A 22472-nucleotide genomic window follows, 5' to 3' on the forward strand; every position below is an offset into this window, starting at 1 on the left:
TTAAGAGAATCCTATAGTTACAGCGAGGATCATTGAAATCAATGACAAAAGCAGAAGTCCGAGTTGGAACTTCCAAATAATTTTTACCCAGCTTCCCCAGTCTAATTTGACCGCACCAAGGCAGCCAATAAGGGATGCTGATGTCGGGATAATAATATTTGTTAGACCGTCACCGAGTTGGAACGCTAACACGGCAGTTTGCCTGCTGACCCCGACTAAGTCTGAAAGAGGCGCCATTAAGGGCATCGTTAAAGCTGCCTGACCTGAACCTGAGGCGATAAAGAAATTAAAAACAGACTGAAAAACGAGCATAAGTGATGCAGATACAACCGTAGAGAATTCACCGATGGTATTACCTGCACTATGCAGAATGGTATTTAAAACTGAAGGTGTGGTTGCATCGTCTCCGCCAAGCAAAAGTACAATGCCTTTGGCAAAGCCAACAATTAATGCTGCTGGTAATAAGTCTTTTGCACCTTGATTAAACGCTTGAGCAAGATCATTAGCAGACAAGCGCTTGCCAATAAGAGCTATCAATCCGCATACCAAACCCATAACGAAAAACTGTGCCGCGATTTCGGGATATAGTACTGGCGTTGCGTGACACCCCATATAACCCAAGCTAAACCAATTACAAATGAAATCAGAATTGCTGCATCGACGTACTCGAATGATCGGTTTGATGCAGATGTTGAAACTTGTTTTGTGACCACAGGCTGTTTAATGCGTTTGGCATACCTTAAAGTGAACTGAAGGCCGAACAGTGTAAAGCAAAACCAGAGTATCATTCTGAAGCCGCTACCGGAGAGCAAAGGGACTTCAGCAATGCCCTGAGCAATAGCAACACTGAATGGATTCATCCAGGAGGTTGCAAAGCCCACTTGAGTTGCTACGTAGGTAACTAAAACTGTGGTGACAGCATCGTAACCTAATGATCGCAGTACGGGTAAAAGGACCAGGCAGAATGCGATAGCCTCCTCGCCCATGCCGAATATTGCGCCACTAAGTGAGAAAACAAGAAACATGGAGGTCAGAAATACTAACTCAAAATGTCGCGTTTTCTCGACAAGAGCAAGAATACCTCGTTCTATTGACGTGGTTTTCAGAATCATTCCAAACGCACCACCGACTACGAGAATAAATGCGATGACACCAATTGCTGAACCCCATTTAGACCCAGAGACTAGACCTTCGAAAGGAAGGTTGGCGAGGCCAATCTGACCGCCTTCGGCAAAAAATGGTCGTTGAAAACTTTCGTTATCGGCATATTGAAAGCTTTCAGGAATAATAACTGAACGTTGCTGCAGCTCACCGTTTATATTGCGGGTAACGGTTTCTGTCTCGTAATATCCAGCAGGCACCCACCATGCGGCGAGTGCTGCCAGAAGAGCAACAAAGAACAGGATGACTAACGCATCAGGCATGGTCATCGGGTGTTTTTGTTGTGTCATACTGCTTGTTAAACCTCTTTAAAAGTTAACGGTGTAACGCAGCGAGACCTGCCGCCCTAACCAGTCATGGACTGAAGATGCATAACCGTTAGTTGGTGATGAAGCGTAAGGAGGTTCTTCATCTAACAGGTTACGGACGGTCAATAAGAAGCGATGGTTTGTATTAAATTGATAGCCAATACTCGCATTCCAGGTTAACCATGCATCAACGGTCTCATTACCACCAAACTTAAAGTCACCGTCGCCCAGACTGCTAACATAATGCCCATTTAGGTTTGCATTATAATCAGAGAGCTCCCATTCAACACCAAAGTCGGCAACGAACTCAGGACGGGCTATTTCAGCAGCTCCGCTTAAACGGCCCAATAAGTCTTCGGCTTCAGACTCAGGCGTTAGTTTCCGTTCATAACTGAACGTTTTAGTCCCGCTTGCATAAAGGTTAAAATCACCATAGCTGTTCGTGCTAAGACTGTAGTCCGTTCGAATGTCAACGCCATCAGTTTTTTGCTCACCGACGTTGAAATAACCGGTGCGTAAAAAGACCAAATCGCCGTCAGCATTAACAACACAACCAAACTCGTTATCGCCTAGTTCGCTCACGGTATTAACAACAGGAGAGTTACCAGCGACACATGCATCCAGTGTTGTATTGGCATCGATGTCGACGATATCTTCATGGTCATACCGCCAATAGTCCACTGTTAATTGCCAAGTGTCGGTAATATTCCAAGATGTCCCAATGTTGTATGCAACGGACTGTTCAGCTTCAAGGTTCAGGTTACCAAGCGTTTCCTGATCGAGCTCTAGTTCTCCTTGCTCGTTACCCGAAGTACCGCACAAAGAAACGTAAGGGTCATCTGGTGTACAGTTAATGTAAGCCGCCGAAAGTGATGTCCCTGCTCCCAGTTGAGTGAGTGATGGGGCTCGGAAACCAGTGCTGGCAGAGGCTCTGAAAATCAGGTCATCGGTTGCTCTCCAGCGAAGTGATAATTTCGGGTTAACGTCTCCACCAAAGTCGCTGTAATGGTCGTAGCGTAAAGCCGCAATAGCATCCAGCGATTGTGTTAAGGGTAAGTGAAATTCGCTATAAAAAGCGTACTGGCTTCTGTCGGCCTCTGCTTGGCTGGCGCCTAGCGCAAAAACGCCGTTATTCGCGGCGATTGCTGCCGGTTCATCAAAAAGCTCTTCACGGCGATATTCACCACCAAAAACAGATTTAACGTAACCCGCTGGCAACTCGAATAAGTCTCCCGCAATATTGAAATCAAAAGAGAATAGTTCAGATTCGCCGTTTCTTGGCGCCAACGTACGCAAACTGGCTAAAGTGCTCGCATCGTTATTGCGACCTAAATTGAATGGATCAAAGGTACCGTTTGCAATAGCGTCATCGACAGCTGATACTGAGTAAAAGCCTGCGGTGTGCAGTATTTCACTCTCTGATTTACCGTAGCTAGCTGCAGTTTCCCAGTTCCAATAACCGATCTCACCACGAAGTCCGGCAAGCAGCCGGTAAGATGTATCAGTATATTCTTGAGTGCGGCGATCGGGAAAACGTGAACGAATGTAAATTGGGTCGGCCGAGCCGTCTTCCTGATTCAATTCACTTGCCCACTCAGGGATAACAGATGAATCACCCGGTATGGTTGCTGAGAAAGCGGCACCAGAGTCGTATGCGTGTCCCTCATTTTGCTGAAACATCGCTTCAGCAAAGAACTCAGTCCGATCATTCAGGCGATAATAATGATTAAGTGTGGCACCAAAGTTATCATAGTCGGGCTGGACTACGCGTTGTATTACATAATCGTAGTCGCAACGACTATTCGCAACTGGTGTGCCGTTGTTACAGTATGGCTCAGCGTATTCAGTCCCATCGATGTCTACGAAAGTGCTTGACTCAAAGGTTACGGTGATAGGCCTGTCAGAGTTAAAAACGGAGTTTTGACTGGCATAATCTAGAATGACAGTTGTATTACTATTTTTCGTATTAAAGCCACCAACATAGGTTGCATTATAACGGCTGCCGTCGGAGGAGTCGGTATCATCTCCGTACATTATTGAGACTTCGTGACCCTCAAAGTCTTTACGCATAATAAAGTTAATGACACCTGCGATGGCATCAGAGCCATAAATGGAGGAAGCACCGTCGGTTAGTACTTCAATTCGATCAATAGCCGACATAGGAATGTTGTTAACATTGACGAAAGAGTCTGCGCCATTAGCGAAAGAACTCACATTGACACGTCGTCCGTTGACTAATACAAGCGTAGAGCTACTGCCGAGACCGCGTAAACTAACACCAGCTGATCCCGCTGGGGCTCCATCAGCTCCACCAACGCCACCATTTTCAGTAAAGGTACCGGCGGTGGCGGCTTGAGGTAAGTCTTTTAAGAAAGAGCCAACACTAATGTGTCCTCGCTCGTTTAAATCTTCTTGGCTAAAGATTTGCACTGGATTGGCACCTTCCATATCGATGCCTTTTAAGCGAGATCCTGTGACTTGGATGTTCTCGTCAATTTGTGCTTCTTGTTGTTGTTCGTTTTCATTATTTGCCTGTTGCATTGCGATCGCGACAGGCGAAAGAGTTAGACCCGCTAATGGGATCAATAGGCTCCACTTGGACATAGGAATCTCCTTTGTGGTTTTTTATTGTCTTGAGATTTTCCCGTATGTACGGGGCTTGTTTCACGAGTCGAGTCTTAAAGACACACGTTGACTCATGTCACTGCTCATAAGAGAGCGATAGCGGGGGAGGCAGTGGTGCGCTCGCCGCAGTAACCAGGGACGGCTACCGTGGCCTATTCGTCGAACCACTCCGAGAGATAAAAACTATCGTAATGATAGTTAGTCAGTTGATAAGCTTTTTTTAGCATAATGGTTATAATTATCCTAATAATTTGCTGTCTTTGATTGACAGTGACATAGGAATAGCACTAGCGTTGCTAGCTGTCAATTTAGCCAAATATCATAGCCATACAGTGGTAGTGGTCAGGAATTAGGAACTTAGTTTATGGTTAAGCATATGTTTTTAAAGTTTTTTGCTGTTGCTTGCGCGCCAGTTCTTGTGGCCTCAGCCACTGCAGAAAACGGGAAAGACTTTCGTCATTTATTATTGGCCGGAGGTGGCTTAGAGGTATGTTCAAGCTTTGCCTCGGACAAATGTGACGATGTTGACTGGATTGATAAAGAGACGATGCGAACTGATCGTTATCTAAACATTTCAAAGAAGTTTCGCTCGAAAGCGACGTCAGAAGCTGTTTGGCCTAGCTATCGTGAAGAGACAAGAAAAAAGGTTGTGGATGCTTTGGCACTTATCCACGACCGAATTAACGAAGATATTGTACCTGAGCGTGTTTTCTTAAGGGAGTTTACACGCAGAGCAACTCAGCAATTATATAACTCACTATCAGACGCTGAGTGGAACCGTATCATTGATTTATTGGAACTGCCGGTCCCGGATGCCGTTCGCGAAGTGGTTAATTTGGATGAGAGCTTAAAAGGTGAATCCAAAGCGATTTTTCAACGCTTTTTGAAAATGGCTCAGACGGTAAGTGAATCTAAGCAAAAACCAACAATCTATTTTTTGACTTCAGCATCACGGAACCCTTACGACGCAATCGATTTTTATAGCAGTGTATTTGAACAGCTAGGAGCAAATGCCCACTGGCTACCTTTAGACTCAGCTGTGGTAAAAGCACAGCGTGAGAACCGATGTGATGAGCTCGCTGAAGTGCAGCAAGAAGTGTTAGGCACGTATGAAAGAGACCGTGTTCATAGAGAGCGATACAAGGAGCAAGTCGAATTCTGTAAAGATACAGCGGCTGCCGCAGAGATGATTTCTAGTGCGGATGGACTATTTTTCAACGGAGGCGATCAGAACCTCACTCGCTCAACTTTTCTGAAGCCGAATAACGAGCCCAGCGATATCTTGAAAATGATTATTGCTAACGTTCAGCAGAAAGAAATAGTTGTCGGCGGTACTAGTGCTGGTACAGCGGTGATGACATCAAAACCGATGATTTCAAATGGAACCACGGCTCAGGCGATAAAAGAGGGAGCAATTGCGTCCGAGCCACCTCCGTTTGGATGCCACTTGGATACTACATGTCCTCCCAATGTTGGCCCTGACAGTTTGACTTACCATCCTCTTGGAGGTTTAAGCCTGTTTCATTTTGCGACATTGGATACTCATTTCTCAGAGCGTGGCAGACATGGTCGTTTATTGCGCCTTGCTGCGGCAACTTCGACACCTTTGTCCATAGGTATTGATGAGAAAACAGCATTAGCCGTTAACCTAGAGACAGGCGCTTTTGATGTGCATGGCGAGCGTGGGGTGTTCTTTGTCGAAAATGCTCAGTCTACCGATAGCGCTGTTGCCGGAACTTTTCATTATTTAGTGGCCGGCGCCTCTGGCGTGATTTCACCCTTTGGTTTACAAACCGCTGAATTCGCAGAAAGTGATGATGTTGTGCAGACACAGCCGACGACAAATTTCCTGACGGATCGTGGCTTAATCGACTCTATGCGTATTTTGTGTGGTGAGCGAAACCAAGTCAGCTTGCTGAATAAGAGTTATCGACTGGTCGCGCAAAGGGGTGAGTCGAGCCGTGTTCAAGCCGCCGGCGGCGAATGCCAAATTGTGAACGGTAGCATTGGCATCGCCTACCAGCCGGAAGAGAAGCTTTAGGCTACGCCGAACTCGCTGCGATAAGCTTCAACTTTGGGTAAATACTCTTTGAACGTGTCGTCATCTTTCAAAAAGGTGATGACATCGTTCAGGCTGACAATGCTAACCACTTTGGCTCCAAAGTCGCGCTCAACTTCCTGAATAGCCGACAGCTCGCCTTTGCCTTTTTCCTGACGGTCCAACGCAATCAATACGCCGGAGAGCTCAGCACCATTGGTTTGAACAATGTCCATTGCCTCGCGAATAGCGGTGCCTGCGGTAATAACGTCGTCAACCAGCATGACTTTACCTTCCAACGCAGAGCCCACCAGGTTGCCGCCTTCGCCGTGGTCTTTCTTTTCTTTTCGGTTAAAGCAATAAGGGGTGTCTTGGTTGTGCTGGTCGTAAAGTGCGACAGCCGTTGCAGTAGCAATAGGAATGCCCTTATAAGCCGGGCCAAATAAAACGTCAAAGTCGATACCTGAGTCGACCAATGCCTCGGCGTAAAAACGGCCTAAACGAGCCAGGTCTGAACCTTTGTTAAAAAGTCCGGCATTAAAAAAGTAGGGACTGGTGCGTCCCGACTTTAAGGTAAACTCGCCAAATTTAAGAACACCACGCTCAATGGCAAATTCAATAAACTCTTTTTGATACGTTTTCATTCGTTAACTTCCTGAACTATTGCTGACGTTAGGCTAGTGCTTTTTTCTGAATATCGATAAGTTCGCGGATACTGTGGCGCGCCATATCGACCAAGCTGTTCATTTCATCAAAGCTGAACGCTTCGCCTTCGGCAGTGCCCTGAATTTCGATAAATTTGCCGGCTTCAGTCATAACAATGTTCATGTCGGTGTCGGCTTTTGAGTCTTCAACGTACTCTAAGTCGCTGACCGGGTCGCCATCTAAAATGCCTACCGAAATAGCCGCGACCATTTCTTTTAACGGGTTCACTTTGACCATGCCTTGTGCGCGCATCCAGTTCAATGCGTCAACCAACGCTACGCAAGCGCCGGTAATAGAGGCCGTACGTGTGCCCCCGTCGGCCTGAATCACGTCGCAGTCGACAGTAATCGTATTCTCGCCCAGAGCTGCCAAGTCGACACAGGTGCGTAGTGAACGACCAATAAGGCGCTGGATTTCCAAGGTGCGTCCGCCTTGTTTGCCGCGGGACGCTTCACGTTGCGAACGTGTGTGGGTGGCTCGCGGTAACATGCTGTATTCGGCTGTGACCCAACCCTGGCCTTTGCCTTTTAAAAAGCGTGGAACGCCCTTCTCAACAGAGGCATTGCAAAGTACTTTGGTTTCGCCAAACTCAATTAGCACTGAGCCTTCAGCGTGTTTGGTAAAGTTGCGGGTAATGGTTACCGGTCGAATCTGTTGTGCCGTACGGCCACTTGGACGCATGTCATCTCCTTGTTGAGTGAATGTCGCTGTGTAAGAAATTGAACGCAATTGTAGCAGAATTGCACGATTAATGGATCGCGATTCCACGAACAACGTATTACACTAGAACGAGCAAAAGGAATATGAGCGGGAGGCAGTATGTCGCGTTCAGATGATGAAGAATTTGAGTTGTTTCGTCAGGAAATGACGGACGTAACGCCGCTGGCGGGCGAAGAAGTAGCGGATATTAAGCAGGCTTTTGAACCAACGCTGGCGCAAAAAGAACGGCGCCGCGCGGCCGAAGCAGAGGAAGAAGAGAATGCCAACTTCCTGTCGACTGAGTATGTCGATTTGGTCGAGCCGGATGAAGCCATAGAGTTTCACCGAGACGGCGTGCAAGCCGGTGTATTTAAGCGCTTGAAGCAAGGCCGTTATACTATGGAAGCCAGTCTGAACTTGCATCATCACTCGTTAGCGGAAGCGCGCACAGCATTGTTTAATTTTGTGCAGGACTGCCATGCGGCGGGTGTAAGAACGGCTCTGGTGATTCACGGCATGGGTAAGCATTCGAAGCCACACCCGGCGCTGATAAAAAGCTATGTGAATAAATGGCTACGAGAGCTGCCGCCGGTACTGGCGTTTCACAGCGCGCAACGGCCGCACGGCGGCCGTGGTGCCGTGTACATTATGATGAAGAAAAACGCCGAACAGAAACAGAAAAATCGCGAAAAGCACGCGAAAAAATAAGGAAATAAAATGATTCAAAGTATGACGGGCTACGCTCGCCACGAACATAAAGCCGACTGGGGTACTGCAACGTGGGAAGTGCGTTCGGTAAACCAACGCTATTTGGAAACCTTTTTCCGTTTGCCGGAGAGCTTTCGTTCGCTGGAAAATTCCCTACGCGATAAGTTTCGTAAAAATCTGCAGCGCGGTAAGGTCGAATGTAAGCTTTACGTACACATGGATGAAACTCGCCAAAGTGAGTTGTCGATAAATGAGGATTTGGCGAAAAGCGTTATTGCCAGCGCTAAGTGGGTGAGCCAGCACTCTGCTGCCGGTCAGTTGAACCCAATTGATGTGTTGAAGTGGCCGGGTGTGGTGAATGCCGACGAGCAAGATACTGATGCTCTGCAAAAAGAAGTGCTGACAGCATTAGATAGGACCATTTCTGAATTCATAGAAAACCGAAAAAGCGAGGGCGCGGCTATTGATCGCATGCTGCAAGAGCGTCTGGATGGCGTTAGTAAACAGGTAGCCTTCGTTCGCGAGCACATGCCCGAAGTGATGCAGTGGCAACGTGAGCGTTTACTAACCCGTTTTGAAGAAGTAAAAGTCGACCTAGACCCTCAGCGTGTTGAACAAGAAATGATTATGCTGGCGCAAAAAGTTGATGTAGCCGAAGAGCTGGACCGGCTCGACGCACACGTAGAAGAAGCTCGCAAAATATTGAAAAAAGGCGGCCCCTGCGGACGTCGCCTGGACTTTATGATGCAAGAGTTTAATCGCGAAGCGAACACCCTGGCCTCTAAGTCTATTAATGCGGATATCACCGCCGCTGCGGTGGAATTAAAGGTGTTGATTGAGCAGATGCGGGAGCAGATCCAAAACATCGAATAACCCCGGCGTAGCCTGCGGTTCTGCCGCAGGTGAGATCCTATAATTCAGTAAATCGCAGCAATCGGGCAATATTCAATGCATCATCAATCCCCCGGTGATGCGTGCCCTCAAAAGACAAACCATGATAGTTAAGAGCATTGGCTAAACCAGCACTACGACTATTCACTTTGCCCTGTCGCCATTGTTGCTTGATGTTAATGTGCGGCAGCGGGAAAAATTCCGGTACCAGATTATGTCGTCTTTGTTCTGCGCTAATCTGGTTTTTGTCGTAATTACCCCATGAGCCCCAAGCCGCTAAATCATAACTCTCCAACCACTGGTTTATCTTAGGCACTACGTCTTGATAAACAGGGGCTGACTCAACATCCCTTTGTGTAATAGTGGTTAATTGAGTACAAAAATTGCTGAGCTTTGGATGGACCTGTGGACGAACCATAAACGAACGGGAGTCCACCACGGCTCCGTCTAATTGTGCGATAGCACAACCGAATTCAATGATCTCCATGTCATCGACGGTTTGCTTGCGCTCTAAACCTTCAACATTACCGTCCCAGCAGGTGGCTTCAAGGTCGACAATTAAAATGAGCTTTTGTGGATCCAAAATATTTTGCGCCTCGTCCGTATGTTTAAATTTGACTTATCAGTAACCACACCCCACCAAGGTACAGCAGCGTAATAAGTACACTTTCCAGGCCAATACGGCCGGGACCCTCGCGCTCACGTCGAATGAGGCCCATGATCAGAATGGCTGACATTAACAGCGTCAGGCACACCCAGAATAGGGTACCATCGGTCATGGTGTGATAAATCGAACCATCGCGGTAGGCAATATCCGATGCAGCGGTAAATAAGGTATCAAACGCATTGCCGCCGATAATGCCGCCGACAGCCAGAGTTAATGCAGCACGCCGAACGGCTGCGACGGAAGTGACCAACTCGGGAATTGAGGTGCTGATAGCGGTTAGCATAACGCCTACTATGGTTTGTGTTAGTCCGGTCTCTGTGGCAATGACAGTTGCTGAAGGCTCCAGCATGTAACCGGCAAAACCGAGCACGATAAACAGCACAAAAAACTCGCTCGTAAGTCTAGCCATTGAAGGCATAAGCTTTATGTCATCCGGTTTATCTTCCCGTGTTTCACGCGTTTTTGTCGGAGCCCACATGGGTGCGTCATGCGCCCGGTGCACAAGGTGAATACCGTAGATGTAAACAAGAAAGAGTACGGGCGTGACCGGATGCAGACCCCAGACAGTCACATTAGGCAACAGAGGCGTCATAAGGATAAGAGACAGCAGAACAATAAGCAGTGCGTTTTGCATCATGTTCGGAACAGACGCCGCCGCATGTTCAAGGTTCGCGCGTCGGTAGACCATATCGGCCACCGCCAGGAAAAAGGTTTGTACCGCAATACCACCCAGGGCATTACTCATTGCCAGCTCTGCATTACCGTTCCATGCCGCGGTAACCGAAAGCACGGAACCACCAATGGATGTTGTACCACCCAGTAACACCGCGCCTGCTGCTGCCTCACCGATACCCGTGCGATCGGCAAGCTGATCGACAATTCGTGTAATGCGGGTACCGGCAATAGCTATAATCAGGGCGCAAAGCCCAAATACCGCCAGTCCTTGAAATAACGTCCAGTTATCAGGGTTTAACAAATGCCAATGCCCCTTACTACGACTGATAAAATGAGTATAGCTAGCTGAATAGGCGGGTCAAACGCCAGGCAGGGCAACATTGCTGTTATTAGGTTATCCTAAGGCTAGAAAGCTATTAAAGGTATTTGTATGCGAAAAAGTGATAAGAAACTAGAACGCGAGATTATCCGCGAGCTGACTCGGGTGTGTGAAGCTGCAAAGTTTGACCATGAAGGCTTTATTTGGCTGACCCACGAAGTGGACTATCAGCGTTTCCCACAAAGCTTAAAGATCACCTTGGTGTTTAACGAAGAGGTCAGCGAAGATGTATTACTTGCTGAGTTCAGGGCATTAATACCTAAGGTTCAGTCGGCACTTCAGCCTGTTATTGGTGTTAGGCTGCCTGCATCACAAATTGAAGCGTGTCTGGAATATACACTGCAGTAACTGAAAAAGGATTTACCATGCGCCATTTAGCTTACTGTTTTATGTCCTTTTGCTTTGTCTTTTCGACTTCCGGGTTGGCGGCTTCCGAGCGCTCTGAGCAAGTTAAGCAGTTCGTCGCCGCGTTTAATGCGCACGATGCGGAGCTAATGTCACAGTATGTAACCGATAATATTCAATGGCTGTCGGTAAATGGTGACAGAATAGCGGTTGAAACCAGCGGTAAGACTGAGCTCATAAAAGCGATGAGCGGATACTTTAAATCTTGCCCGTCGTGTCAAAGTGAACTAACCGACATAACCGTATTGGGAAATCGCGTCAGTACAATAGAAGAGGCAAGTTGGCGGCAAAAGGATCAACTGAGGTCGCAGAAAAGCCTGGCGATTTACGAGTTCTCTAATAGCCTCATTCGTCGCGTTTATTATTTCCCTGCTGAATAAGTCGATTGACCTTAGTAACTGACCTCACCACCGCGCATACATTGACATCTTGCGCTGCAACCGTTATCAAGATAAACAAAACAACAGGAGAACAACGACATGTTTGAATATAAGAAAATTGCGCTGGCGGTATCGTTGGTGCTAATGACAACCGCATGCTCAGATGCTTCTAAAGAAGAAGCGACCACAGCAAATGCTCAGTCTCAAACTGCAACGTCTGAAAACACGACTCAGAATGCTGAACAGACTGAATCTGAAAAAGCCAATAAGCTGTTTGAAGACATTTTCATGGAAAATGTTATGCGCAGCCCAATGTACCAGTCTTACCTGGGTATAAAACAAGATCAGGACAAATGGGACGACATCTCTGAAGCACAGGCGGAAGAAGATCTGGCACTGACCAAGAAGCACTTAGAGCAAGTTAAAGCGATTGACGAGTCGAAGCTGAACGAGCAAACCAAAGTCAGCTGGATGTTAATGAAGCAAAAGCTTGAAAACGAGATCGCTGACTTTAAATGGCGTCATCACAACTATCCGGTTAACCAAATGTTTGGCTTGCACTCGAGCGTGGCGTCGTTGTTGATTAACCAACACCGCATTAGCAGCGTGGACGACGCAGAAGATTATATCTCTCGCCTTAATGGCTTGCCGGAGCTGTTTGATCAGCTAGCGGAGAATCTGGAGCTGCGAGCTGAAAAAGGCATTATCGCGCCGAAGTTTGTTTACCCGTATGTCATTAGCGACAGCAAAAACATCATTAGCGGTGCGCCGTTTGATGATGGCGAAGCCAGCGCCTTATGGGCCGACTTTACCGGTAAGTTGGACAACTTAGAGATCGATGAGGGCCAACGTGAGCAGTTAATCGCGGACGCAAAAAAAGCGATGCTAGAGTCAGTGAAACCTGCTTATGAAAACTTAATTACGGCGGTAGAGGGTATTGCAGAGCAGGCCACCACGAAAGATGGCGCCTGGAAATTCCCGAACGGCGAAGCGTTTTATAACAACGCGTTGCAACGTACCACAACAACCGACCTGACAGCTGAAGAAATTCATGAAATCGGTTTAAGTGAGATGAAGCGTATCCATAACGAAATGCGCGACATCATGGAGAAAGTAGGCTTCGAAGGCACGTTGCAAGAATTCTTCGTGCACATGCGCAATAGCGATGAGTTCGTTTATCCGAATACCGAAGAGGGTCGTCAAAAATACCTAAATGAAGCGAAAGCGATCATTGATGACATGCGCGGTCGTCTGGATGAACTCTTTATCAACAAACCGAAAGCTGACTTGATTGTCAAAGCGGTCGAACCGTTCCGCGAAAAGTCAGCGGGTAAGGCGTTCTATCAGCAACCATCAATGGACGGCTCGCGCCCTGGTACCTACTACGCTAACTTGTACGACATGACGGCGATGCCAACCTATCAGATGGAAGCGCTGGCGTACCACGAGGGTATCCCTGGCCACCATATGCAGATTGCCATCCAACAAGAACTTGAGGGCATTCCTAAGTTCCGCCGCTTTGGCCGCTATACTGCTTACAGCGAAGGCTGGGGTCTGTATACCGAGAAGCTACCTAAGGAGATTGGTCTATACCAAGACCCGTACTCAGACTTTGGTCGCTTAGCTATGGAACTTTGGCGCGCGGTTCGTTTGGTTGTGGATACCGGTATCCATGCGAAGAAATGGACGCGTGAAGAAGGCATCGATTTTTATGTCACCAACACCCCAAACGCTAAATCGGATGCGGTGAAAATGGTCGAACGCCACATTGTCATGCCAGGTCAGGCAACCGCCTACAAAATTGGTATGAACAAGATTCTTGAACTGCGTGAAAAAGCCAAGTCGGAATTAGGCGAGAAGTTTGATATTCGTGAATTCCACGATGTGGTCTTGGGTAGTGGCCCAGTACCGTTGAATATTCTGGAGCAGTTCGTTAACGACTACATTAGCGAGAAGAAAAGCGCGTAAAACAATGGCTAACTAGAGCCTGCAACCAAAAAAAACAGCGCATTGCTTTAGTCGGCTCTGCGCTGTTTTTTTATGAAAGTCAGAACACCTTAAAGCTGATATTATAGGCTCGATATTCATCGAGGAGTGATTCATGTTTTCCTGGTTTGAGCGCCGACTAAACCCCTTCCCACCTGAGGAACCGCAGCAAGCCCCAACAGGCTTTTTTGCTTTTTGTTGGCATTACACCAAGGGCGCGACACCGTTTATTGCGATAACTGCGCTACTGATGGCAGGCATCGCCATTGCAGAAGTTTGGCTATTTGGCTTTTTAGGGCAAATTGTCGACTGGCTGGCTGCGCAAGACCGCGATACGTTTTTAAGTGACCAATTTTGGCCGCTTATTGGTATGAGTGCCTTGGTGTTACTGGGTTTACCTTTACTTGTATGGTTCCATTCGCTGCTGACGCATCAAACGCTGTTAGGCAACTTCCCTATGCGTATTCGCTGGCTGGGACACCGCTACCTGATGAAACAGTCCATGAGCTTTTATCAGGATGAGTTTGCCGGCCGTGTTGCTACTAAACTGATGCAAACCGCGCTGGCGCTGCGGCAATGTATTATGACGTTTATTGAAATCGTCAACTATGTGGTGGTGTATTTTCTGGGGATGTTCGTCATTATCGGTAGTGCCGATTGGCGAATGATGCTGCCATTAGCTGGCTGGCTTGTGCTTTATGCGTTGCTGTTGCGCTATTTCGTGCCGAAGCTTGGCAAAGTGTCTGCAGAGCAAGCCGACGCTCGTTCTGTAATGACTGGGCGAATTGTCGACTCCTATACCAACATTCAAACGGTGAAGCTATTCTCCCACTCTCAACGCGAAGCCGGTTTTGCGCATGAGGGCATGGACACCTTCTTAGGCACCGTTCATAAACAAATGCGTTTAGTGACCCAGCTTTATGGCGCACTGTATTTCATTAACTGTGCGTTATTGTTTGGTTCAGCAGCCACTGCTATTTATCTGTGGATGGATAACGCAGTCACGTTAGGAGCTGTCGCCGTCGTTATTGGTCTGGTTTTGCGGCTTTTTGGTATGTCACAGATGGTGATGTGGCAAATGTCGACGTTGTTTGAAAGCATCGGTACGGTGCAGGACGGTATCGGCTCTATTGCCGTACCGCAGCGTATCGTCGATAAACCTAACGCGCCAGCACTTAATGTCGAGCACGGTGACATTCAGTTTGATCACGTGCAATTTCATTACGGCAAGGGACATGGGGTTATGGATGACTTTAACCTGCATATACAGCCCGGTGAAAAAGTCGGTATTGTCGGGCGTTCCGGCGCTGGAAAATCCACTTTTGTGAATCTGCTATTGCGGTTTTACGACGTAGAGCGTGGTGAGATTCGTATTGATGGACAAGCGATACATAACGTTCAGCAAGACAGTTTGCGCGAAAATATCGGCATGGTCACACAAGATACGTCGCTGCTGCATCGTTCGGTGCGCGACAATATTTTGTATGGACGCCCTGACGCCAGCGAAGAAGAGTTAATGAATGCAGTTCGGCGGGCGCATTGCGAAGAATTTATTGATGAGCTCAGCGATAGCAAAGGGCGCAAGGGTTTGGATGCTCATGTCGGTGAGCGTGGTGTTAAACTTTCCGGTGGTCAGCGACAGCGCATAGCTATCGCCCGTGTCATGTTAAAAGACGCACCAATATTGATTTTAGATGAGGCGACATCGGCACTGGACTCCGAAGTTGAAAACGCGATTCAGGAAAATCTTTACCAGCTAATGCAAGGCAAAACAGTGATTGCCATTGCACACCGTCTTTCAACGATAGCGGCGATGGATAAGCTGGTGGTAATGGATCAGGGACAAATTATTGAGCAGGGCTCTCATGAAGAACTACTGGCAAAAGGCGGTTTATACGCCAAATTATGGCGTCATCAGTCCGGTGGCTTTTTGGCAGAAGAGGCATAATCAATGAATATTTGGGTCGATGCGGACGCTTGTCCCACGGTTATTAAAGACATTCTGTATCGGGCTGCAGAGCGCAAGCAGCTGCCGCTCATTTTAGTTGCGAACCAACCGCTGCGAGTACCGCCGTCAAAGTTTATAAGAACCATGCAAGTGTCCGCCGGGTTTGATGTTGCGGATGATGCCATTGCCGAGCAGTGTGAGCCGGGCGACTTAGTCATTACCGCCGACATTCCGTTGGCGGCGGACGTGATTAAAAAAGGTGGACAGGCGCTGAGCCCACGGGGTGAGCTTTTTACAAAAAGTAATATTGGTTCGCGCCTTAATATGCGCGATTTTATGGATACTATGCGCAGCAGCGGTGAACATACCGGTGGTCCACCGCCTTTGCATCAACGTGACCGCATGGCGTTTGCGAACGAGCTGGATAAAATTCTGGCGCGGGTTTAATCAGCGTTAGCTACGCGAAAGCGTTTTAATTAAATGCCAGCCAAACGCGGTTTTTACCGGACCATGCACTTCCAGCGTGGGCTTGCCGAAAACGACTTTGTCGAAAGCTGGCACCATTTCTCCGCGGCGAAACTCACCCAAGTCGCCGCCTTTTTTGCCCGACGGGCAAAGTGAGTGTTTACGGGCTAAATCCGCAAACTTAGCGCCGCCGGCCAGTTTCTTTTTCAAGTCTTCTGCTTCTTCTTTGGTTTTCACTAATATGTGTACTGCGTGTGCTCGTGCCATCTCGGACTCCTTAGTTTATTTTATGCATTTTACCTAAATTTGCATCGTGAGCCGAATAGAATCATTATTTGGCTCAAACGGTGAGCCGAATAGCGAGGCTGAAGTAAACCAGAATGACTGACATTATCGACTTTTCAGTATTTTATGAGCGTGCCTGCAAACGCAAGGGTGGAGAGCAAGCGATGCTTGCGTTAATGCCCAAGGTAGCAGCCGATGCGGAACTGACAAAAACGACCGATGACAGAGTCCTTTCGTTAATGACTCGCTGTATCTTTCGGGCAGGTTTCGTCTGGCAGATTATTGACCGTAAGTGGCCGCAATTTGAAGAAGCCTTCAGTGGTTTTGTGCCGCTTTACTGGCAGCAAGTGCCACCGGAGCGACTCGAAGAGTTAGCGCAAGACGAGCGTATTGTGCGTAATTTCCAAAAAATAATAACCGTACCGGTTAATGCCCGAATGATTGTTGAAGTGTCGGAAGAGCATGGGAGTTTTAGTCAGTTTTTGGCTAGCTGGTCGCACGACGACCAAGTTGGGTTGCTGCTCTTTCTCAAGAAGAATGGTGCGCGCTTAGGCGGTAACACGGGTCAGTATTTATTACGCATGTTGGGCTGGGACGGGTTCGTTTGCTCTAGTGACGTACTGACTGCACTGCGGAACTACAATTTACTCGATGCCTCACCAACCAGCCAAAAGGGTCTTAAGCAAATACAAACGGCTATTAACCACTGGCACCGGGAGACAGGACTGCCACGCAGCCATATTTCCCGGATATTGTCATACAGCGTTGGTTAATGCGTACCAAACTTTCGTATTGCCCAAAGCCCTAAAACAGGGCCGGGTAATAGCAGCCAGGCGACCCACTCGTTTAATACTGGCCAGCTCCAGCTAACGAGCCAGATGGCTGGAATAGTCAGGGCGAATCCAACCGAGTTCATGACTGCTAAGGCACTGCCAACTTTATCTGCTGGTGCCTCTTGAGCGGCTAATGCTGAAAACTGAGGTGAGTCGGCGATAACCGAAATACCCCAAAGTGTCAGAGCGAAAAGAGCAAACCAGGCTGGTAGTGCCATAATGAATGGGTATAACAGGCACATTGCGCCGGAGGTGATAAGAGCGAGTCTGGCAATCGACATACCACCGTACTTGTTGCTAAGCCAACCGCCGCAGACACAGCCAATAGCGCCCACACCAATTAACGAGAACGATAACCAGGGAATAGAGGAGAATGACCAGCCAAGCTCCAATACTGGCGCTAATAGGAGCAGAGGAACTAACATCCAGAAGGCGTAGAGTTCCCAACAATGTCCGAAATAGCCGCCGGCAACGGCACGGAAACCGGGCTTTTTAAGCGCCGACAACCCCTGGCTTAATGCGGCAGGTTTAGCCGTTGCCGGTAAATGAGGTCCACTACCGAGGAGCCCCACGCCCATACCACCTAAAACGGCTAGCATAGAGGCAGCAAACAATGGGATGTGCCAATCTAAACCAAGAGTGAAGCCTCTCATTAAGTGCGGAAGTGCGGTTCCTAACGTCAGCATAGCCAGTAACCAGGACAGTGCGGCGCCTGCGTATTTAGGTACCCATGAAATAACCAGTTTCATGCCCATCGGGTAAATGCCGGCCAAACACAAGCCGGTTAGCAAGCGGAGAAACCACGCGAGTGAGAAATGGTCGACGGCAGTAATGAAGAGCGCATTAATTAACGCGCCGAACAAACTAGAAAGGCAGAAAATAGCGCTGGCTTTGTAGCGATCAGCCAAACCGGTAAGTGCTAAAGACAAAGTGCCTATAATGAAGCCTAGCTGCACGGCGAGAGTGAACGCGCCTAAGTCAGCTTCTGACAGTCCTTGCTCTGACGAAAGGCTTAACCAAACACCATTAACGCTAAACCATAATGAGGTGCCCAGCAGCTGAGCTAAAATGATAATAGGTAAAGCAATGCGCGAGCGGACATCCGATGTCATTCATCAACCTCGTGTTAGTATGAATGGCCTGATAATTTACGTCGCAATAATAACGACAAAGGAGTGACTATCATGAAACTGACGGTTGAAATTAGCAAGTACCCACTGGCGGATGATTATATTGGTCCAATAAAGGGTTTTATTGATGAGCTTAATAAAACGGATGATGTAAAAATTATCACCAATACATTGAGTACTCAGGTATTTGGTGACTACGACAATGTAATGGATGCTTTGCAACGCTGTATTAAATGGTCATTTGAGCGCTACGGCAAAGTTGTCTTTGTTTGTAAATTTTTACACGGCGACTTAAGTCCTGAAGACTAAGGTGATAAGGATTCCAAGTATCTCTAATTAGAGCTACTATAGCCAAAAATAGAGTGGCTCGTATGAAGTATTGGCGTAAGTATCATCCGGAAATTAATGTTGATGACCCTCGTTACCATCAGGTGTCGTTAATATACAGTATACTATTGATAATGCTGGCTTATTTTAGCGTTATAGGTGTGCTGAATGTGACGCTATTTGATGCGGCACATATTGCCGTATATGACTTTTCCGGCTTTGTCCTTATCGCTGGTATTTATTTTTATGTCAGCCGTGGAAGCAACTTTACGGTTGCTGGATGGTTGGTTACAGGCACACTGATATTCGTGCTCCTGGCATTTATACACTTGGCGGAGGGCAGAAATTACTCATTAATTTGGGTCACAATACTCCCTCCTATTGCTTTTTTTCTTCATGGTCCTCGAGCGGGAGCCTGGGTAACCGGGATTGTTTTTGCTTACTGTGGTTGGTTTTTTTACGAGCAGTTAAACCGTGGAATTCCGGGCGACCTGAGCCTTGGTGCATGGCTTAATTTCATTGAAGTCGCGACGGCACAATTGTTTCTCTTCCGTTATTATGAGCGTTCCAGAAGAGAAGCCTATGAACAGCTTCAAACCACGTCTGTTACCGATCCTCTAACGGGTTTATATAATCGCCTGCACCTGGACGTCAATCTCAATACGTTACTTTCGTCCTCCCGGCATAAAGGCTTAAACCTGTCTGTTTTATTAATCGATGTTGATCATTTTAAGAAAGTTAACGATGAATATGGCCACTTAATGGGTGACAGAGTCCTTTGTGCTATCGCGACGCTTCTCAAAGAGGCGGTTAGAGAGTGTGATTTTGTGGGCCGGTGGGGTGGGGAAGAGTTTTTAGTTGTTTGCCCTGAAACTGACAGCAAAGAGGCGATGACTCTGGCTAATAGAATCGTTGAAAGTATTCAGTCCCAGCCGCTCGTTGAAGACATATATGCTACCGTCAGCATTGGAGTTGCTGAGGCATCAAATAACACAAACTTGACGGCTGAAGGGGTACTGCATCTCGCTGATAAAAGCTTATACATGGCCAAAAGTAGAGGAAGGAATAGGGCTATTTCAATGTTGAGTGCCGATTCCTTCGACAACGCTCTGAGCAATATTTAACGTTCTCCCAGCAGTCTTTCCATTTTCTTCGCCATGAAAAGGGTCGTTGGCACGTTTCACAAACCTTGTTAGGCAGGTGGGGCTTTTTGTGAGTCATAGTTAACTAGAGCTTCAGCCACCTGGGCGTTTGAGTTTTGTAGCTTTGATACGCATTGCCATAAAGCTCATTTAAGGCGTGCTCTTCTTTAACCGCTTGAGCGCGCATCATGGCGACGCCCACCAATAAGCAAATCAGGGTGAAAACACTGGGGAGTGTTAGGAAGAGACCCAGTTGACCGAGCATAATGGCTAAGAACATTGGGTTACGCGAGCGTGAAAAAGGCCCTTTCGTTAACAGTGCCCGGGAGTTGTCGCTGTCGATACCTGAACGCCAGTCCTGACGCATATAGGCGTGGCTGTAGCTGACCAACCCTAACGATGTAAGCATTGTAAGCATGCCAATAGACAGCACCCAAGGTGTGTAAAGTGGTTCTATAACGCCAAGCCAGGTATCAATAGGGTAAAAGACCCGAGCAATACACACTACTAAAATTGCACCACGGAACAGATTAAAGACCTGACGTATCCACCATGTCGCACTGCCTTTTTCACCATATTGAATATGGCTTTGCGAGGTTCTGTTGTTCAATCCAATAGCGGTACTCGCGTAGTGAACCGCAATGAACAAAAAGTACACGGCTAAAAAATGGCGGCTAATCAGGTCAATATCAAACAAAAAGATCTCCAACTTCGGTACACGCAATCGTTTTCCATTCTACGGTTCTTTAAAGAGATTGAAAGAGTCAGGTGAAATATCGTTTTATGTGCTATTGATTAATTATGTTCTTGGTAAAGGAAGTCGTATGCGTTTTATAACCTATAGTGCGGTTTTATTGTTTGGTCTGGTGCTGACTGGCTGCGCGTCACCCACCTCTTCCATCCTAATTGGAGACGCTCGGTCGGAAATACCGGTAGCACAAGTAAAAGTTTACTTAGAGGCGCCGAAAAGCTATGAAGAAATAGCCTTAATTGAAGCAAGCAGTGATGCCTCCTGGAGCTTTGGTGAACAAGCGAAAATGGACGCCGTATTGAAGCGACTGAAACAGGAAGCGGCTAAAGTGGGGGCTAATGGCGTCTTACTGCAAAAAACCGGTGATAAGCAAGGAGAGTCAGTTTATGTCGGGGCTGGCTCCGGTGGCTATTCTGGTAATGTTGGCTTTGGGGTCAGTGTCGGTAAAGCCTTCGGTTTGACTGATAAAACGGGGGAAGGCATCGCCATTTATGTAAAATCAGACAATGGCGATGCGGCATCAGAGAACGACTCTTCAGAAATTAAGGAACCTCTTAAGGAACTTTAGTCGCGTTCCAGTTAACCGCTTGCCAACGGTCATCGCGTTGAATCAAAACACCGGTATTATAAAAATATTGAGTGACTTTACCTTCCTCTTCAGCGGTTAAGGTAAAGTTGAATACCACGGTGTCACCAAACTGCTTTACTTCGATATCCTCAGCGCCATACCAGACAGTAACGTTGTCTGGATCTTTGGGTTTAGTGTCTTTCATACCCGACATTAGGTGCGCTTTACCAAAACGTTCACCGCTGGAACTGGTATAGGTCAGTTCTTCCGCCCAGAAGCGGTCATGCGCTTTAGGTGAACCAATGCTGGCCCCGTATAAAAAGGCTTCTACGGCTTTGGTTGTTGCTTCTTCAACGCTTTCTTGTGCGGAGCACGCCGCACTGAACAAAACGGCGATGGTAAATAATAAGTAGCGCATTGTCGTTATTCCTTTCGGTTGTTTTTCGGTATGCTGTAAGCATATGGCAAGCAATGAAGCACGGCAAACAGGTTTACAAATGCTTATCAAACAAACGGAACTGCAACTGGCGCCTCATCCACGAGGCTTTCACCTTATTACTGATGATATTGAACGGGCTTTGGTCGACATGGGACGACTGTCGACTGGACTATTACATGTGTTTATTCGGCACACATCGGCATCGTTGACCATTAATGAAAATGCAGACCCGACGGTTCGTCAGGACTTTGAAAGCCATTTTAATGAAATGGTGCCGGAAAATGCGCCTTATTACCGACATACGTTTGAAGGCCCAGACGATATGCCTGCACACTTAAAGTCGAGCATCTTAGGGAGTAGCTTAACCCTGCCGGTGACTAATGGACGCTTAAATTTAGGCACTTGGCAGGGAGTCTATCTTTGCGAACATAGAGATCACGGCGGTACCCGCACCTTAATTCTAACTCTGCAAGGCGAGTGAGCATGCTACAACGAGCAACAATAGATGAACTCAAAGAAGCACTGACTTGGCCGGACAATGCGGCGGAGTTTCGACTCTGGTTTGGTGAAAAAGTACCTTATGGCAGTTCAGCTGAGGCTATTTGGGAACAAATTAAAGCGGAAGAGCGCGGTACTTTTAGCTTTTATCGGGGCGGAACGCTTATCGGTTTTGCACAAGCCTACCAAAAAGTCGAAAACGGTATACACATCGCATGCCTCATTGTGAACTCTGCAGTTCGTGGTCAGGGGCTGGGCAGAAAATTTGTCGAAGCACTGCTGGAAAATGCATGGTCACAGGAAGAAACTCAGTTTATTACGTTGAATGTGTACCCGGAAAACGAGCCTGCCCGGCGGTTATACAACAGTCTTGGCTTTGATGAAGTTGGCGAAAACCAAGGTATGGTTGCAATGCGACTGGAGTCGCAATAATTCAGCAGGTTTAAGCTGTTTTTACGG

The 22472-nt window shown here is 47.4% G+C and carries 24 protein-coding genes and 1 pseudogene; 14 read left to right on the forward strand and 11 right to left on the reverse strand.

The window, feature by feature from the left end:
* A pseudogene (gene yfcC, locus CEW91_RS00930) lies at window positions 1-1451 on the reverse strand (putative basic amino acid antiporter YfcC).
* 18 nt (window positions 1452-1469) lie between these two features.
* Window positions 1470-4073, reverse strand: a complete 2604-nt coding sequence (locus tag CEW91_RS00935; RefSeq protein WP_088767265.1) for a TonB-dependent receptor plug domain-containing protein — start codon at window positions 4071-4073, stop codon at window positions 1470-1472.
* A gap of 397 nt (window positions 4074-4470) precedes the next feature.
* Here CEW91_RS00935 and CEW91_RS00940 point away from each other — a divergent pair, with 397 nt between their 5' ends.
* The gene (locus CEW91_RS00940; protein ID WP_232506997.1) at window positions 4471-6135 is read left to right on the forward strand and encodes a cyanophycinase; all 1665 of its coding nucleotides are present in this window, start codon (window positions 4471-4473) and stop codon (window positions 6133-6135) included.
* Here CEW91_RS00940 and pyrE read toward each other — a convergent pair.
* Entirely contained in the window at window positions 6132-6776 is a 645-nt protein-coding gene (gene pyrE / locus CEW91_RS00945; RefSeq protein ID WP_088767267.1) for an orotate phosphoribosyltransferase, read from the reverse strand. The two genes, CEW91_RS00940 and pyrE, sit on opposite strands and share 4 nt — an antisense overlap.
* 28 nt (window positions 6777-6804) lie before the next feature.
* Window positions 6805-7518, reverse strand: coding sequence for a ribonuclease PH (rph, locus tag CEW91_RS00950; RefSeq protein WP_053953357.1), 714 nt, complete (start codon window positions 7516-7518; stop codon window positions 6805-6807).
* Window positions 7519-7656: 138 nt separating this feature from the next.
* Here rph and smrA point away from each other — a divergent pair, with 138 nt between their 5' ends.
* Window positions 7657-8244, forward strand: a complete 588-nt coding sequence (smrA, locus tag CEW91_RS00955) for a DNA endonuclease SmrA (protein ID WP_088767268.1) — start codon at window positions 7657-7659, stop codon at window positions 8242-8244.
* Between the two features lie 9 nt (window positions 8245-8253).
* Entirely contained in the window at window positions 8254-9117 is an 864-nt protein-coding gene (locus tag CEW91_RS00960; RefSeq protein ID WP_088767269.1) for a YicC/YloC family endoribonuclease, read from the forward strand.
* A 37-nt stretch (window positions 9118-9154) separates the two neighbouring features.
* Here CEW91_RS00960 and CEW91_RS00965 read toward each other — a convergent pair whose 3' ends face one another.
* Together CEW91_RS00965 and CEW91_RS00970 are read right to left on the reverse strand one after the other, a co-directional pair.
* Window positions 9155-9718 carry a 3'-5' exonuclease gene (locus CEW91_RS00965; protein WP_088767270.1) on the reverse strand — a complete coding sequence of 188 codons (564 nt, stop codon included), beginning with the start codon at window positions 9716-9718 and terminating at the stop codon, window positions 9155-9157.
* A gap of 25 nt (window positions 9719-9743) precedes the next feature.
* Window positions 9744-10778, reverse strand: a complete 1035-nt coding sequence (locus CEW91_RS00970; protein ID WP_088767271.1) for a sodium:calcium antiporter — start codon at window positions 10776-10778, stop codon at window positions 9744-9746.
* Window positions 10779-10907: 129 nt separating this feature from the next.
* Between CEW91_RS00970 and CEW91_RS00975 the strand changes: the two genes are divergently transcribed.
* The 5 genes from CEW91_RS00975 to CEW91_RS00995 all read left to right on the forward strand — a co-directional run bounded on the left by CEW91_RS00975 (window position 10908) and on the right by CEW91_RS00995 (window position 16022).
* Window positions 10908-11204 carry a hypothetical protein gene (locus tag CEW91_RS00975; protein ID WP_088767272.1) on the forward strand — a complete coding sequence of 99 codons (297 nt, stop codon included), beginning with the start codon at window positions 10908-10910 and terminating at the stop codon, window positions 11202-11204.
* Window positions 11205-11221: 17 nt separating this feature from the next.
* On the forward strand, window positions 11222-11641 hold the full coding sequence (locus tag CEW91_RS00980) for a nuclear transport factor 2 family protein (protein WP_088767273.1): 420 nt from the start codon (window positions 11222-11224) through the stop codon (window positions 11639-11641).
* A gap of 99 nt (window positions 11642-11740) precedes the next feature.
* Window positions 11741-13609, forward strand: a complete 1869-nt coding sequence (locus CEW91_RS00985) for a DUF885 domain-containing protein (protein ID WP_088767274.1) — start codon at window positions 11741-11743, stop codon at window positions 13607-13609.
* Window positions 13610-13742: 133 nt separating this feature from the next.
* Complete coding sequence (locus CEW91_RS00990; protein WP_088767275.1) at window positions 13743-15575, forward strand: ABC transporter ATP-binding protein; 1833 nt, start codon at window positions 13743-13745, stop codon at window positions 15573-15575.
* Window positions 15576-15578: 3 nt separating this feature from the next.
* On the forward strand, window positions 15579-16022 hold the full coding sequence (locus CEW91_RS00995; RefSeq protein WP_088767276.1) for a YaiI/YqxD family protein: 444 nt from the start codon (window positions 15579-15581) through the stop codon (window positions 16020-16022).
* 6 nt (window positions 16023-16028) lie between these two features.
* Here the strand turns inward: CEW91_RS00995 and CEW91_RS01000 are convergent, their stop codons facing one another.
* Complete coding sequence (locus tag CEW91_RS01000) at window positions 16029-16307, reverse strand: peptidylprolyl isomerase (protein WP_053953327.1); 279 nt, start codon at window positions 16305-16307, stop codon at window positions 16029-16031.
* 113 nt (window positions 16308-16420) lie between these two features.
* Here CEW91_RS01000 and CEW91_RS01005 point away from each other — a divergent pair, with 113 nt between their 5' ends.
* Window positions 16421-17098 carry a DNA-3-methyladenine glycosylase I gene (locus tag CEW91_RS01005; protein WP_088767277.1) on the forward strand — a complete coding sequence of 226 codons (678 nt, stop codon included), beginning with the start codon at window positions 16421-16423 and terminating at the stop codon, window positions 17096-17098.
* Here the strand turns inward: CEW91_RS01005 and CEW91_RS01010 are convergent.
* The gene (locus CEW91_RS01010) at window positions 17095-18270 is read right to left on the reverse strand and encodes an MFS transporter (protein ID WP_088767278.1); all 1176 of its coding nucleotides are present in this window, start codon (window positions 18268-18270) and stop codon (window positions 17095-17097) included. The two genes, CEW91_RS01005 and CEW91_RS01010, sit on opposite strands and share 4 nt — an antisense overlap.
* 72 nt (window positions 18271-18342) lie before the next feature.
* Here CEW91_RS01010 and CEW91_RS01015 point away from each other — a divergent pair, with 72 nt between their 5' ends.
* Together CEW91_RS01015 and CEW91_RS01020 are read left to right on the forward strand one after the other, a co-directional pair.
* The gene (locus CEW91_RS01015; protein ID WP_088767279.1) at window positions 18343-18597 is read left to right on the forward strand and encodes a YkoF family thiamine/hydroxymethylpyrimidine-binding protein; all 255 of its coding nucleotides are present in this window, start codon (window positions 18343-18345) and stop codon (window positions 18595-18597) included.
* A 62-nt stretch (window positions 18598-18659) separates the two neighbouring features.
* A complete protein-coding gene (locus tag CEW91_RS01020; RefSeq protein WP_088767280.1) occupies window positions 18660-19739 on the forward strand; it encodes a GGDEF domain-containing protein in 1080 nt (359 codons plus the stop codon).
* On the opposite strand, the gene CEW91_RS01025 is transcribed toward CEW91_RS01020, so the two are convergent.
* Together CEW91_RS01025 and CEW91_RS01030 are read right to left on the reverse strand one after the other, a co-directional pair.
* Entirely contained in the window at window positions 19687-19836 is a 150-nt protein-coding gene (locus CEW91_RS01025) for a DUF2256 domain-containing protein (RefSeq protein WP_088767281.1), read from the reverse strand. The two genes, CEW91_RS01020 and CEW91_RS01025, sit on opposite strands and share 53 nt — an antisense overlap.
* A gap of 6 nt (window positions 19837-19842) precedes the next feature.
* On the reverse strand, window positions 19843-20454 hold the full coding sequence (locus CEW91_RS01030) for a methyltransferase family protein (protein ID WP_198400874.1): 612 nt from the start codon (window positions 20452-20454) through the stop codon (window positions 19843-19845).
* A 127-nt stretch (window positions 20455-20581) separates the two neighbouring features.
* On the opposite strand from CEW91_RS01030, the gene CEW91_RS01035 reads away from it, so the two are divergent.
* Window positions 20582-21076: a hypothetical protein gene (locus tag CEW91_RS01035; RefSeq protein ID WP_088767282.1), complete on the forward strand. Its 495-nt coding sequence runs from the start codon at window positions 20582-20584 to the stop codon at window positions 21074-21076.
* On the opposite strand, the gene CEW91_RS01040 is transcribed toward CEW91_RS01035, so the two are convergent.
* The gene (locus CEW91_RS01040) at window positions 21063-21494 is read right to left on the reverse strand and encodes a nuclear transport factor 2 family protein (RefSeq protein ID WP_088767283.1); all 432 of its coding nucleotides are present in this window, start codon (window positions 21492-21494) and stop codon (window positions 21063-21065) included. The two genes, CEW91_RS01035 and CEW91_RS01040, sit on opposite strands and share 14 nt — an antisense overlap.
* A gap of 79 nt (window positions 21495-21573) precedes the next feature.
* On the opposite strand from CEW91_RS01040, the gene CEW91_RS01045 reads away from it, so the two are divergent.
* Window positions 21574-21996 carry a secondary thiamine-phosphate synthase enzyme YjbQ gene (locus CEW91_RS01045; RefSeq protein ID WP_088769323.1) on the forward strand — a complete coding sequence of 141 codons (423 nt, stop codon included), beginning with the start codon at window positions 21574-21576 and terminating at the stop codon, window positions 21994-21996.
* Between the two features lie 2 nt (window positions 21997-21998).
* Window positions 21999-22445, forward strand: a complete 447-nt coding sequence (locus CEW91_RS01050; protein ID WP_088767284.1) for a GNAT family N-acetyltransferase — start codon at window positions 21999-22001, stop codon at window positions 22443-22445.
* Window positions 22446-22472 lie beyond the last annotated feature (27 nt).

This window comes from Idiomarina piscisalsi (assembly GCF_002211765.1).
Classification (GTDB): domain Bacteria; phylum Pseudomonadota; class Gammaproteobacteria; order Enterobacterales; family Alteromonadaceae; genus Idiomarina; species Idiomarina piscisalsi_A.

Excerpts from the sequence above, each read along its gene's own strand:
- pyrE (WP_088767267.1), bottom strand. The coding sequence starts at position 6,776 with ATGAAAACGTATCAAAAAGAGTTTATTGAATTTGCCATTGAGCGTGGT.
- CEW91_RS00995 (WP_088767276.1), top strand. The coding sequence starts at position 15,579 with ATGAATATTTGGGTCGATGCGGACGCTTGTCCCACGGTTATTAAAGAC.
- CEW91_RS00980 (WP_088767273.1), top strand. The coding sequence starts at position 11,222 with ATGCGCCATTTAGCTTACTGTTTTATGTCCTTTTGCTTTGTCTTTTCG.
- CEW91_RS01040 (WP_088767283.1), bottom strand. The coding sequence starts at position 21,494 with ATGCGCTACTTATTATTTACCATCGCCGTTTTGTTCAGTGCGGCGTGC.
- CEW91_RS00990 (WP_088767275.1), top strand. The coding sequence starts at position 13,743 with ATGTTTTCCTGGTTTGAGCGCCGACTAAACCCCTTCCCACCTGAGGAA.
- CEW91_RS00960 (WP_088767269.1), top strand. The coding sequence starts at position 8,254 with ATGATTCAAAGTATGACGGGCTACGCTCGCCACGAACATAAAGCCGAC.
- CEW91_RS00940 (WP_232506997.1), top strand. The coding sequence starts at position 4,471 with ATGTTTTTAAAGTTTTTTGCTGTTGCTTGCGCGCCAGTTCTTGTGGCC.
- CEW91_RS01010 (WP_088767278.1), bottom strand. The coding sequence starts at position 18,270 with ATGACATCGGATGTCCGCTCGCGCATTGCTTTACCTATTATCATTTTA.
- CEW91_RS01045 (WP_088769323.1), top strand. The coding sequence starts at position 21,574 with ATGCTTATCAAACAAACGGAACTGCAACTGGCGCCTCATCCACGAGGC.
- CEW91_RS01005 (WP_088767277.1), top strand. The coding sequence starts at position 16,421 with ATGACTGACATTATCGACTTTTCAGTATTTTATGAGCGTGCCTGCAAA.
- CEW91_RS00975 (WP_088767272.1), top strand. The coding sequence starts at position 10,908 with ATGCGAAAAAGTGATAAGAAACTAGAACGCGAGATTATCCGCGAGCTG.
- smrA (WP_088767268.1), top strand. The coding sequence starts at position 7,657 with ATGTCGCGTTCAGATGATGAAGAATTTGAGTTGTTTCGTCAGGAAATG.
- CEW91_RS01050 (WP_088767284.1), top strand. The coding sequence starts at position 21,999 with ATGCTACAACGAGCAACAATAGATGAACTCAAAGAAGCACTGACTTGG.
- CEW91_RS01020 (WP_088767280.1), top strand. The coding sequence starts at position 18,660 with ATGAAGTATTGGCGTAAGTATCATCCGGAAATTAATGTTGATGACCCT.
- CEW91_RS00985 (WP_088767274.1), top strand. The coding sequence starts at position 11,741 with ATGTTTGAATATAAGAAAATTGCGCTGGCGGTATCGTTGGTGCTAATG.
- CEW91_RS00935 (WP_088767265.1), bottom strand. The coding sequence starts at position 4,073 with ATGTCCAAGTGGAGCCTATTGATCCCATTAGCGGGTCTAACTCTTTCG.
- CEW91_RS01015 (WP_088767279.1), top strand. The coding sequence starts at position 18,343 with ATGAAACTGACGGTTGAAATTAGCAAGTACCCACTGGCGGATGATTAT.
- CEW91_RS01035 (WP_088767282.1), top strand. The coding sequence starts at position 20,582 with ATGCGTTTTATAACCTATAGTGCGGTTTTATTGTTTGGTCTGGTGCTG.
- CEW91_RS01000 (WP_053953327.1), bottom strand. The coding sequence starts at position 16,307 with ATGGCACGAGCACACGCAGTACACATATTAGTGAAAACCAAAGAAGAA.
- rph (WP_053953357.1), bottom strand. The coding sequence starts at position 7,518 with ATGCGTCCAAGTGGCCGTACGGCACAACAGATTCGACCGGTAACCATT.
- CEW91_RS01025 (WP_088767281.1), bottom strand. The coding sequence starts at position 19,836 with ATGACTCACAAAAAGCCCCACCTGCCTAACAAGGTTTGTGAAACGTGC.